This window comes from Leifsonia tongyongensis, assembly GCF_010686705.1.
GTDB lineage: Bacteria > Actinomycetota > Actinomycetes > Actinomycetales > Microbacteriaceae > Diaminobutyricibacter > Diaminobutyricibacter tongyongensis.
Window position 1 is genome coordinate 797699 of sequence record NZ_JAAGWY010000001.1, and the last position, 12155, is coordinate 809853.

The following is a 12155-nucleotide window of genomic DNA, read 5'->3' on the forward strand; positions in this document are numbered from 1 at the left end:
TCGTTCCGTTAGACCGAACACGAGTTTGCGCATACATGCGCCGTTGATGCAAAGGATGCACCAGTGGATGATCTCGACCCCCGATACTCGGTACGCAGCGTCGGAAGAGCAATCGAACTTCTTCAGGAGATCGAGAAGGATCCGACCGGCGCGAACAGCACGGTGACGAAACTCGCACTGTCGGTCGGCATGTCGAAGGGGAGCGTCTATTCGACACTTCAGACCCTCCTCGCCTACGGCCTGATCACCGACCGCGGCGAGGGAGCCTCGCGCACGTATCGCCTCGGACTCGGCCTCTTTCGGCTGGGACAGAGCGCGACCAAGCAGTCGACTGTCGCCGACGTGAGCACCCCTGTCCTGTCGTCCCTCATGAGAGCGACGGGCCTGACCTCGCGCGCCGCTCTGCTCGACGGCGATTGGGCGCTCGTGGTGGCCTGCGTGTTCGCCCCCGGTGCCGTGCGTCTCGACCTGAGGCTCGGTGAGCGCGAGTGGCCCCACTGCTCGGCCGTGGGGAAGTCACTGATGTCTGCGCTCAGCGACCCGGAGGCCCGACAGATCGTCAGCCGGCTAGGCATGCCCAGACATACGAGACGAACAATCACCGACATCGACCAGTTCATCGAGGAACTCGCCATCACGCGCGAACGAGGCTATGCCGTGGATGACGAGGAAGACGCCGACGGCATCGTCTGCATATCTGCTCCCGTCCTCGATACTCTTGGAAGGCCGTACGCGGCGTTGAGCATCACGGGACTCAAGGCAGACCCGGCCCTGGAAGACACCCACGCCGTCGCCGCTGTGGTCCGCAGCCACGCTGATACCCTTTCGGCACTCGTGCGAGGCCGCGCCCAGGCGGTGTCCGCACCGGATCGCATCGCTATGGACGCGTAGCCCGGTCGAGCACCTGCAGGACGTGTTCGTATTCGCGACCGGTGGCGCGCGTCATTCCGAGTTCGCACGTCCGATTGAGCGAAGCGTAAGCCGAGCCGTCTGCGGCTCGGGCTTCGACCGCTTCCCGAGCGGTCGCCGACGCGGTGAGCTCCGGATGGAGCATCCCTCGGTCTCCTGCGAATGCGCAGCATCCCCAGTCGACGGGGATCACGACATTCTCGGCCGCAGCACTGGCCACGCGGCGAAGTGCCCCGTCGAGGCCGAGGTGGACCGACGAGCAGGTGGGATGGAGCACCACAGACTCGACCTTCGACCCTCCTCGCGGGAGTCTCGGCAGCACGACCGCATCCACGAAGGCAACCGAGTCGAGGACCTCGATTCCTGTTCCATCGACTGTTTCGAGCAGGACTCGCAACCCCTCCGTGCAGGAGGACGCGTCGCACACCACGGGGAGCTCCCCGCCGCGAGTCGCCCGCACCAGCGATTCCGCGACGCGTCGTCTCATGACGTCATATCCGTCGGTGAGCCCTTTCGATTTCCAGGGCGTTCCGCAGCAGAGGGACGGGATGTCGTCCGGCGTGGAGACGACGACCCCTGCCCGTTCGCACAGGCGGAGGAACGACTCGCTGACTCCGTCTTCGCCCACCGGGCCGAACATCGTGTTGGTGCAGCTCGCGAAATACACAGCGACGGCGTCTTCGGCCGTGATCGATCGGCGGCGTCTTCCCCCTCGGGGGAGCTCGGCCGAGTACTCCGGCACCGTATCCTTCGCGAGAACGGCACGACCGACCCCAGTGGTCGCCAGGGCCAACGCAGCCGGCATCGTATCGGCGACAGTCATCGCCACTCCCCCGATCGTGCTCACGGCATCCCAGTGCTTCGAGGCGGTCTTCCAGCCTGCCTGCGCGATCGGTCCAGCGTTCTCGGCCCGGAGCCGCCGCACGAGGTCGCCGGTATTGATCAGAACCGGACACGCGGTCTGGCACATCCCGTCGACGGCGCAGGTCTCGACACCGTCGTACTCGAACTCGTTCTGCAGCTCGTTCACCAGGGCGACATCGCCCGCTGCCGAGGCATCGGCGATCTCACGCCGAAGGACGATCCGCTGACGTGGCGTAAGAGTGATGTCGCGGCTTGGACATGCAGGCTCGCAGTACCCGCATTCAACGCAGCGATCCACCTCGAGTTCGACGGTTGGAGCGCTCTTCAGGTTGCGGATGTGCGCATCAGGGTCACTGTTGATCAGGACGCCAGGATTGAGGAGACCCGCCGGGTCGAGGAGGCGCTTGAGCTCACACATCACGCTGTAGAGCTCTTCGCCGTACTGGCGGCTCACGAACGGCGCCATGATCCGACCCGTGCCATGCTCGGCCTTGAGTGTGCCACCCTGGGCGAGGACGAGTACGACCATCTCCTCGGTGAAGGCTTCGTAGCGGGCGAGCGACTGAGGATCGTCGAAGCGCTCGTTGAGCATGAAATGGATGTTGCCATCCTTCGCATGGCCGAAGATGACCGAGTCCTCGTACTCGTACTCGTCGAACAGCCGGGTCAGCTGTGCGCAGGTCTCGTGCAGGCGTTCGACGGGAACGGCGATGTCTTCGAGCAGGGCGGTCGTCCCTGACGGGCGACTACCGGCCACCGACGTGTAGAGACCTTTGCGAAGGTGCCAGAGCTGGGCTCGCCGTGCATCATCGACGCTGAGTTCGACTGGTGCTGCGAGGCGGAGTGACCCGAAGAGCGCAGGTGCCTCGCGGAGACGCACTGACAGGTCGTCCTCAGTCGACTCCTGGTATTCGACGAGCAGCGCAGCGTGGTCGATTACGAGAAGTGTGCGCAGTTCCTCGGTCGCCTCCGGATCGCGCTGAGCCACCCGAAGACTCGTCGCGTCCAGCAACTCGACCGTCGCGAACCCCGCTGCGACGAGGGCCGGCAACGCGCCGGTGGCGGCCGCGAGATCGGGGAACACCAGCAATCCGGTCGCGACGTGATGCTTGATCGGAACGGTGTTGAATGTCGCCTCCGAGACGAACGCGAGTGTCCCTTCGCTCCCGATCACGAGATGCTCGAGGATGTCGACCGGCCGATCGAAGTCGACGAACGAGTTCAGGCCGTAGCCCATCGTGTTCTTGATGGAGTAGAGCGACCTGATCGTCTCGAGCGAGCCGGCGTTGCCACGCACGCGGTCCCGGAGTCGTTCGAGACCCGCGTAGAGCGCAGGCTCGGTCGACTTCAGCCGGTCATCCGCATCCACCGCCCCGGTGTCGACGACGGTGCCGCTCGGCAGGACGAGGACAGCCGAATCGAGTGTGCGATACGTGTTCGCGACGATCCCGCATGCCATCCCGGAACTGTTGTTCGCAACGACCCCGCCGATCGTGCAGGCGATCTCGCTGGCCGGGTCGGGTCCGAGCTTGCGTCCGTGGCGGGCGAGTCGCGCGTTCACCATTCTTACGGTGGCACCGGGGCCGGTGCGAACGCGACTACCACCATCGAGCACCTCGATGGATCGAAAGTTTCGCCGCGTATCCACCAGGACTCCGGCTGAACCGGCCTGACCGCTCAAGCTCGTGCCACCAGACCGGAACGTCATCGGAACCCCTCGTGCACGACTCACTGCGAACAGCGCCGCAACCTGGGCGCTCGTAGAGGGGGATGCGACGGCCTGGGGGGTGAGGAGATAGTGGGAGGCATCGTGTGCGAGCGCGAGGCGGTCCGTCGCCCGCGCGGCGACGGGCACTCCGCTCTCTTCGATCGCGGCGATCAGCGCCGGATCGGCCGGGCGCAGCCGGGGGTCAGCGATACTCATATTCCAACTTTCGGAATTGTGGTCAGACTGATGAAACTCTTGCTAGCATAGCGCCTGACGAGGAGGAGACCCATGCCAGACAGGCCATCGGCCACCGACGGGGAAGAGCGGCTGGTCGGAGCAGATCGCGTGCTGTCCGTCCTGGTCGAGCTCGCGGGCCTTTCCCATGGCGCCTCGCTCGATGAGATGGTGCAGCGCACGCGCAGCCCGAAGGCGACCGTGCATCGTGCGCTTGCGTCGCTTCGACGCGCCGGGCTGGCGAAACAGGATGCTCGCGGCCACTACATCCTGGGCGATGAGTTCCTGCGACTCGCCTTCGCCCATCATGAAGCGAGACCCGAGCACATCCGTGTGCGGCCGATTCTCGACCGACTCTCCGAACGGTTCAGCGAGACGATCCACTTCGCTGTCCTCGATGGCTACGACGTCGTCTATCGCGAGAAGGTCGACCCGACCTCGGGGGCTGTTCGACTGTCGTCCACGATCGGCGGGCGCAATCCCGCCCACTCCACCGGGGTGGGCAAGGCTTTGCTGGCGACGCGTCTTCATTCGCTCGCCGACGTCGAAGCATGGATCGGCGATCGCACACTCGAGCAGCGAACCCCCCGCACAGCAACCAGTGCTCCCGAGCTCCATCGGCGGCTTGCCGAAACCCGCGAGCGAGGGTTCGCGGTCGATGACCAGGAGAACGAGGCGGGGATCAACTGCGTCGCAGTCCCGCTGTATCTTGCATCGCCGAGCGAGCCGTCCGGTGCGGTCAGCGTCAGCGCTGTGGCCTATCGCACACCCCTCGCCGACCTCATCGGCGCAATCGATCAGATCCACGACATCATCCGCGAAGGGACATCATGAAACTCATTCGTATCGGTCAAGCCGGCGCCGAGAAGCCCGGCGCACTCATCGACCAGACCACGTACATCGACCTCTCCGATGTCGTCAGCGATTTCGATGAGACATTCTTCGGCTCCGGTGGCCTGGATCGCATCCGCCCAGTCGTCGCCGAACGGGCAGCATCGGGCCTCGCGACGCCCATCGGTTCGCAGCGCATCGGGGCACCCATTGCACGCCCGCACCAGATTCTCTGTGTCGGCCTGAACTACAGCGACCACGCGGCTGAGACCGGCCAGGCCGTACCGAGCGAGCCGATTCTTTTCACGAAATCGCCCAATACGCTCGTCGGGCCGTACGACGAGGTGCGAATCCCACGCGGAGCCACGAAGACCGACTGGGAGGTCGAACTCGGCATCGTCATCGGAAAGCGCACCAGCTACCTCGAGTCCGTCGATGACGCCAAAGACGCAATCGCCGGCTGGCTCCTCGTGAACGACGTCTCCGAGCGCGCCTTCCAGATGGAGCGCAACGGACAGTGGCTGAAGGGCAAATCCGCAGAGACGTTCAATCCAGCCGGGCCATGGCTGGCCACCCCCGACGAGATCGACGACGTGCGGTCGCTCGACATGTGGCTTGACGTCAACGGCACCCGCAGGCAGACCGGCTCGACCTCGACGATGATCTTCGATCCGTATTTCATCGTCCACTACATTTCGCAATTCCTGGTGCTCGAGCCCGGTGACCTCATCAACACGGGCACTCCGCCCGGTGTTGGTATGGGCTTCACCCCGCAGATCTGGCTGAACGCAGGCGACGTGATGGAACTCGGCATCGACGGTCTGGGCACTCAGCGACAGAACGTGATCGCACCACGATGAAGACATCCCCGACGGAAAGGAACCCACGATGAGGACAGCAGTTGTCACTGGTGGTGCAAGTGGTCTCGGTGCCGCTACCGCCGAACGCCTTCGTAGCGACGGTGTGACCGTCGTGACACTCGATCTGGCCGGCGATGCCGACATCCATCTCGATGTCACCGACACCGCCGCCCTCGCCGACGCGGCAGCAACGATCGGACCCGTCGACATCCTGGTGAACTCCGCCGGAATCGTCGGACCGAACAAGCCGCTGCTCGACAGTTCGGCCGACGAATGGCGCCGGGTATTCGACGTCAACGTACTGGGCACGGTCGCGACCATGCAGGCCTTCGTACCCGGGATGGTCGAACGCGGTTGGGGACGAGTCGTCAATTTCGCCAGCATGGCAGGCAAGGACGGCAACCCGAATCTCTCCGTCTATTCGGCTTCCAAGGCCGCCGTCATCGCGCTGACGAAGTCGGCCGGCAAAGAGCTCGCCACCAGTGGGGTGCTGGTGAACGCCATCGCTCCGGCCGTCTTCGCGACACCGATGAACGACTCGACCGCCCCTGACGTGCTGGCACACATCACGAGCCTCATCCCGATGAAGCGTGTCGGCCGACCCGAAGAGGTCGCATCGCTTGTCGCGTGGCTCACCTCAGACGGTGTCAGCTTCTCAACGGGCGCGGTCTACGACATCAGCGGCGGGCGCGCAACGTATTGATGAACTGGTCCCCGGTGGGGCAGGTTGGGGGGATTCACCGCCCCACCGGGGGATCTGGCTACCAGAGCTGTGCCGAAGCCGGCAGCGCTGGCGCGAATGTATGACGTGGACCACTCGGCTTGTGGGCCAAGGTGTAACGGTAGTAGTCCGCGAGGGTGAGGTTCGCGGCCGACTCCTCATCGACGACGACCGTGGCATGCGCGTGCAGCTGCAGGGCGGATGCTGGGACGAACGCGCTGAGCGGACCTTCGACTGCGGCAGCGATCGCGTCGGCCTTCGCTGGGCCCTGCGCGACCAGAACGACTTCGCGTGCGTCGAGGATCGTACCGAGGCCCTGCGTCATGCAGTGAGTCGGCACGTCGTCGAGCGAGTCGAAGAACCGGGCGTTGTCCTGCCGGGTGAGCTGCGCCAGGGTCTTGATGCGGGTGCGCGACGCGAATGAGGACGTGGGCTCGTTGAAGCCGAGGTGACCGTTCGCACCGATGCCGAGGATCTGAAGATCGACGCCCCCAGCCGCTGCTATAGCTGCCTCGAACTCCGCTGCTGCCACGTCGAGGTCGGCGGCCCGGCCGTCCGGGACGCGCACGTTGGCGGGATCGAAGCCCAACGGCTCGACGACCTCGCGCGCGATCACGCTCGCGTACGACTCCGGGTGGTCGAGGGGAATTCCAACGTACTCGTCGAGGGCGAAACCGCGTGCGCGCGAGAAGGAGATCTCCCGTGCATCCACACGCCGGCGAAGGTCAGCGTAGATGCCCCGCGGGCTCGAGCCGGTGGCCAGGCCGATGACGGCGGACGGCTTGCGGGCCACGATGGCCGCGACCTTCGCGGCCGCGAAGCGACCGACATCGACGGCGTCCGGCAGGATGATGACTTCCACGGAATCCTCTCAGAGACGACGTCTGCTCACTTGATGGCACCTGCGGAGAGTCCGCGAACCAGGTACCGCTGAGCGATGAAGGCGAAGCACAGGGGAATGATGACGGAGATCACGGTCACTGCCGCGAGGTTGCCCCACTGGATTCCTGCGCTGGTGACGAAGAATGCCGCACCTACAGTGACAGGCACCGCGCCGGATGCCGACAGGATGACCGCGAACAGGTAGTCGGACCATGCGAAGACGAAGACGATGATTCCGACTGCCACGAGTGCCGGTGCGAGGAGCGGCAGCACGACGGAGAACATGGTGCGATACGTTCCGGCGCCGTCGATCGAGGACGCCTCCTCGATCTCGATCGGAATGTCTCGCAGGCTGCCGCAGATGATGAGCAGCGCGAGTGGCAGCTGCACGAACGTGTCGGCCAGCACAAGGCCGAAGACCGTGTCGTAGATGCCCAGACCGGTGAAGATGAGGAAGAACGGGACGGCGAAGAACATGGCTGGGACGAGCCGCAAGCTCGTGATGGCTTCGAGCAGCCAGCGGCCGCCGAAACCTGTCCGTACGATCGCGTAGCTCGCTGGGATCGCAATGATCAGCACGAGGATCACGGTGCCGATGGACAGCTGGGCCGAGTTGAGCAGGTACGCGGGGAAGTTGTATCTCGACCCGCTCAGTACCGTCGCGTAGTGGTCGAGGTTGAATCCGCCCACGACGGAGAACGGCGAGATGCCGATCGCCGCGTCGGTCTTCAGCGACGTGTAGATCGCGTTCAGCAGCGGCAGGTTGATGACGAGGGCGATGAGCGCGATGGCTGCCGTGCGCCACCATCCCTTCGGCTGGCGGCGACGGACGCCGGCGATGGCTTGGGGGCGACGGATGCCGATGGCGGTCTGGGTTGTCATGATGTTGCTCCACTGGTAATGCGGCGGATGACGAACGGGATGATCGGCAGCATGATGAGCGCGATCAGCACCGCGGCGGCCGATGCGAGGCCGAAGTTGCCTCCCGAGAGGATCTTGTAGACGTAGATGCTCAGCGTGGTGGTCTCGGTGCCGGGGCCACCGGCGGTGAGCACGTTGATCGTGTCGAACGTCCTGAACCCGTCGATCGCCCGAAGGAATCCGGTGATGAAGATCGTCGACGCCATCAGCGGGATGAGGATGGAGAACACGTATCGCGATTTGCTGGCACGGTCGAGCTGTGCCGCTTCATGCAGCTCCGCCGGAACACCCTGGAGGGCGGCGTGGAAGAGCAGGAAGGTGAAAGACGTCCACTGGATGATGTCGAGGATCACGAGCATCGGGATGACCGTGCCGGCGCTCAACAGCGAGACGTTGATACCCATCGCATCCAGCACCGCGGGCACGATGCCGATGTTCGCGCTCAGCATGAGGCGGAACATGATGCCCATGAGTGCAGGCGCGATCATGATCGGCAGGATGAGGGCGCTCAGGAAGAACTTCTTGCCGGGAAACGCCTTGTCGAACAGCAATGCAAGCATGAACCCGAGGACGAGCTCGAACGCCGTGACGACGATCGTGTATCCGAGGGTGAACAGGAGCGCATGCCAGAAGTTGCCGTCACTGAGAACCGCACCGTAGTTCTTGAACCCCGCCCAGGTCGCCGTGGGATCGAGGAGCGTGTGGTTCTGCAGTGACGACGTGATGCCGTTCACGATGGGGAACGCTACGAGCAGTGCGAGGAAGAGGACGAGAGGCGTACTGAGCACCCATCGAGACCCGCCCCGCGCACGCAGGTTTGGATTCCGCCGGGATGACCGGGGCGGCCTTCTCGCCGCCCCAGTCGCCCGGCGTGTTGCTGTCGATTCCGACATCACACTCTCTCTTGTTTCCTGATCACTTGCCCGACAGGCTGGCCAGATCCGAGTTGGCCTTGTTCAGCGCATCGTCGACCGAGCCCTGACCGACCCACGCGCCGGAGAGGTCGCTGGCCAGGGCGGTGTAGATGTCGAAAGCCCGGGCCAGCTTCGGCTCGCTGTAGGTCCCGTCTTTCAGGATGCCCTGGAGGGCCGTGATGCTGGCGCTGCTCTGGCCTGCGAGCGCTCCGGGCATGGTGGCGAGGCCACCGGCGGCGACGTAGCTCTTCATGGCGTCGACGGTGTCGAGGTAGGCGATGAACTTCTGCGCCTGCGCGACGTGCTTGCCGTACTTGTTGACACCGACAGCCAATGTGTGGACGTGGCTGAGGTGGTCCGGACCAGGAACGCGTGCGATCCCGATCTTGCCGGCGATCTTCGGCGACTGCTTGGGATCGTTGAGCTGGTCGTAGGCAGCGTTCCACTGAAGGGCGAACGCCGCGTTGCCACTGCTCAGGGCCGCCTGGGTCTCAGGGAACTCGGCCTGGTCGGAGTCGGGAGCAGTGAGCCCCTTGGTGTAGATCGTCCGGTAGACGTTCACTGCCTGCTTGGCGGCATCGCTGGTGAGGTTCGGCTTGCCCGACGAGTCGAGCCAGTTGCCTCCGAGGTTCCAGAGCACGTCATCCCAGACCATCGTGTTGTAGACCAGGTTCTTGGCCTGCAGCGCCGTTCCGTACTTCGTCGGGGAAGCCGAGTTGTACTGCTGGGTGAAATATGCGGCCGATGCGATGTAGTCGTCCCAGGTCCACTGGTCGGGGCTCTTCGGGTCGAGCGTCTTTCCGAGGACTTGCTGGCTGATCTTCTCGTACGTCGCCTTGTCCTTCAGCATCGCGTTGATGAGGTCGGTGCGATAGAAGACCATGTGCACACTCGGGTCCAGCGGGATCGCATACTGCTTGCCGCTTACGTTGAGTGAATCCAGGGCACCCTTGTAGTACTGGCCGGCGTTGAGGTTGAGCGGCTCGAGGTACTGAGCGTGCTGCGCGATGTAGTAGCTCGCGGTCTGGTAGAAGTCGTAGTCCGACGACTTGGTCGACATCAGCGTCGCCTCTTTGGCGTACGTGTCGGTGCGGCTCAGCTGGTCCACGGCCACGTGGATCTTGTCTTTGGTGCCGGGCCCCTGGTTGTAACCGGCCATGACCTTGGACATGGCGTCGGCCTCGGGTCCCGGGTTCATGATCAGCTTCAGGTTGGTGACGCCGTTCGCCGAGGTGCCTCCGCCGCCCGCCGCGTTGCAGCCGGCCAACGTCATGACCACGGCAGTCACCCCCGCCGCCGCGATCAATACGCGTCTTGCAAGTCGTGCTTTTCTCATTGTGTTTTTTGCTCCCATCGTTGGGTTGAGAAGTCCCTACCAACATTTCGCAGGTCTAGTTGCCTCGCAGGTCTAGACCTGTGCGACAGCCAACCTCGCGCCAGTCCGAGCCTGCATTTATTGTTACCCTAGGGTTATTGAATCACCCTAGGATTGACGATACGCTAACACCGTGCTTGGCAAACTCGCAAGGACGAAACAAGACCGTTACAAAAGAATCGGAACTCAGGAGGATCAGCGGTGGCTGAACTAGCGTTCGACATCGGGCAGACCCAGTCCAGGCTGCGCCTGCTCTCTGGCGACGGCCCCGCGGCTGAACTCGAGCTTGATGGCTTCAGATACGGGGACGACGTCCTCAGCACCGTCTTCCTGCTGTGTCGTGAGGCGGCGGACCGCTTCCGCGTTCCATCGATCACGGCGGTCGCCGGTGGAATGACCGGGCTCTATGGCTCTGTCCCCGACCTCAGCGAACTCGCCACCAGGCTGGCCACGACACTGAGCGTCCAGCACCTGGTCGTCGGCGACGATGCCGTGAGCTCGCACCTGGGAGCGCTCGGCGGCGAACCTGGAGCGTTGGTAGCAGCCGGGACCGGCATCGTCGGTCTGGGCATCGGCCCGGCGGGCGCCGCCCGGGTGGACGGAACCGGGTCGATGATCGGTGATGACGGCTCAGGCTGGTGGATCGGTCGGCGCGGAGCGATCGCAGCCCTCAGCGCTCGCGACGGCAGATCCGGCGGATCGCCGCGACTGCTTGCATCCCTCGAAAGTCAGTTCGGGCCGGTCGCCGATTTCCCTGCCCTGGTGGCACAGTCGCAGTTCCCTGTCGGCACCGTCGCGTCTTTCGCGCCGGCAGTCGCTGCCGCGGCACGGGAAGGCGACCGGGAGGCACGAGTGATCTGGGCCGAAGCAGCCCGTTATATCGGCGATGCCGTCGTCGCCGCGGCGACCCGCGCCGGCTTTGCGCGCGACGCGAGGTTCCCGTGGGCGGTGGTCGGACGACTGACCGGTGCCGCCGATCTTCTCGACCCGGTGATCGAAAGCCTCGTTTCGGGGCGATTCCCAGCCGCCTTCCGGGTGAGTTCGGGTGGGTCGAGTCTGGACGGCGCAGTGCGCCTGCTGCACTACCCCAACGCAAAGACTCTCGCACCCCTCGTCGGTACGAGCACGAAAGAACCCGAAACAACCGAAGAAAAGGACACCGATGACTGACGACACCACCACCACGGGCAGGCTCCTGCTTCCTCGGGGAATCTTTATCTCCTGCCAGGCCCCGGAGGGAAGCCCTTTGCGCGACCCTTACGTGATGGTGAGCCTCGCTCGCGCCGCCGAGAAAGCTGGTGCGGCCGGTATCCGGGCGGAGGGGGTCAAGGACATCTCGCGGATCGTGGAGACGGTGCGGATTCCCGTGATCGGAATCCGCAAGAAGCACTACGAAGGCAGCGAGGTGTACATCACCCCGACCCGGTTCGAGGTGGATGAGATCGCCGGCGCCGGAGCGGGAATCATCGCTTTGGACGCGACGTCACGTCCGCGCCCTGGTGGTGAGACGTTGGAAGAAGTGGTCAGTCATGCGAAAGCGCTGGGTCTCACGGTCATGGCAGACCTTGCCGCCTCTGAGGACGCTGGCCAGGCCATCGCAGCCGGGGTGGATGTTCTCGGCACCACCCTGGTGGCCGCGAGTGACGAAGACGTCCGACCCGGTGGCCCGAATCTCGCCGTGATCGAACGCTTGTCGAACGCATTTCCGGAGCGTCAGGTCATTGCCGAGGGACGTTTCGCGACGCCATCGGACGTCCAGGCCGCTTTCCGTGCCGGAGCGGCCACCGTCGTTGTCGGCAAGGCCGTCACCGATGCATACGCGCTGACCCGCGACCTGGTCGCTGCGGCCGACACGTTCGCCTTGTCCGGCTCAGTTGGCTAAGCACGAAACAGTCGAGTAGACATACTGTTCAGAGCCGGATTGTTCCGGCGCGGA

Annotated in this window: 11 protein-coding genes; 6 read left to right on the forward strand and 5 right to left on the reverse strand. The window is 64.5% G+C overall.

From position 1 onward, the window contains the following. Positions 1-63 precede the first annotated feature (63 nt). On the forward strand, positions 64-891 hold the full coding sequence (locus G3T36_RS20095; RefSeq protein ID WP_163288047.1) for an IclR family transcriptional regulator domain-containing protein: 828 nt from the start codon (positions 64-66) through the stop codon (positions 889-891). On the opposite strand, the gene G3T36_RS03720 is transcribed toward G3T36_RS20095, so the two are convergent. Continuing rightward, positions 878-3697, reverse strand: a complete 2820-nt coding sequence (locus G3T36_RS03720) for an FAD-binding and (Fe-S)-binding domain-containing protein (RefSeq protein ID WP_163288048.1) — start codon at positions 3695-3697, stop codon at positions 878-880. The genes G3T36_RS20095 and G3T36_RS03720 overlap by 14 nt on opposite strands. A 72-nt stretch (positions 3698-3769) precedes the next feature. On the opposite strand from G3T36_RS03720, the gene G3T36_RS03725 reads away from it, so the two are divergent. From G3T36_RS03725 to G3T36_RS03735, 3 genes are read left to right on the forward strand one after another with little or no spacing between them, the layout of a single operon-like run. Then, positions 3770-4549 (forward strand): IclR family transcriptional regulator, encoded by a 780-nt coding sequence (locus G3T36_RS03725; RefSeq protein WP_163288049.1) that lies wholly within the window; start codon positions 3770-3772, stop codon positions 4547-4549. Next, positions 4546-5406 (forward strand): fumarylacetoacetate hydrolase family protein, encoded by an 861-nt coding sequence (locus tag G3T36_RS03730; RefSeq protein ID WP_163288050.1) that lies wholly within the window; start codon positions 4546-4548, stop codon positions 5404-5406. The genes G3T36_RS03725 and G3T36_RS03730 overlap by 4 nt, the downstream gene beginning before the upstream one ends. Positions 5407-5434: 28 nt before the next feature. Then, entirely contained in the window at positions 5435-6109 is a 675-nt protein-coding gene (locus tag G3T36_RS03735; RefSeq protein ID WP_163288051.1) for an SDR family NAD(P)-dependent oxidoreductase, read from the forward strand. 58 nt (positions 6110-6167) lie between these two features. Here G3T36_RS03735 and nagB read toward each other — a convergent pair whose 3' ends face one another. From nagB to G3T36_RS03755, 4 genes are all read right to left on the reverse strand, one after another. Further along, the gene (gene nagB, locus G3T36_RS03740; RefSeq protein ID WP_163288052.1) at positions 6168-6989 is read right to left on the reverse strand and encodes a glucosamine-6-phosphate deaminase; all 822 of its coding nucleotides are present in this window, start codon (positions 6987-6989) and stop codon (positions 6168-6170) included. Positions 6990-7015: 26 nt separating this feature from the next. Continuing rightward, a complete protein-coding gene (locus tag G3T36_RS03745; RefSeq protein ID WP_163288053.1) occupies positions 7016-7891 on the reverse strand; it encodes a carbohydrate ABC transporter permease in 876 nt (291 codons plus the stop codon). Beyond that, a complete protein-coding gene (locus tag G3T36_RS19960; RefSeq protein ID WP_163288054.1) occupies positions 7888-8718 on the reverse strand; it encodes an ABC transporter permease subunit in 831 nt (276 codons plus the stop codon). Before G3T36_RS19960 ends, G3T36_RS03745 begins: the two co-directional genes overlap by 4 nt. Positions 8719-8845: 127 nt before the next feature. After that, the gene (locus tag G3T36_RS03755; protein ID WP_163288055.1) at positions 8846-10132 is read right to left on the reverse strand and encodes an ABC transporter substrate-binding protein; all 1287 of its coding nucleotides are present in this window, start codon (positions 10130-10132) and stop codon (positions 8846-8848) included. 288 nt (positions 10133-10420) lie between these two features. Here G3T36_RS03755 and G3T36_RS03760 point away from each other — a divergent pair, with 288 nt between their 5' ends. Then, positions 10421-11389 (forward strand): BadF/BadG/BcrA/BcrD ATPase family protein, encoded by a 969-nt coding sequence (locus G3T36_RS03760; RefSeq protein WP_163288056.1) that lies wholly within the window; start codon positions 10421-10423, stop codon positions 11387-11389. Next, complete coding sequence (locus tag G3T36_RS03765) at positions 11382-12101, forward strand: N-acetylmannosamine-6-phosphate 2-epimerase (RefSeq protein WP_163288057.1); 720 nt, start codon at positions 11382-11384, stop codon at positions 12099-12101. Before G3T36_RS03760 ends, G3T36_RS03765 begins: the two co-directional genes overlap by 8 nt. The last annotated feature ends 54 nt before the right edge of the window (positions 12102-12155 follow it).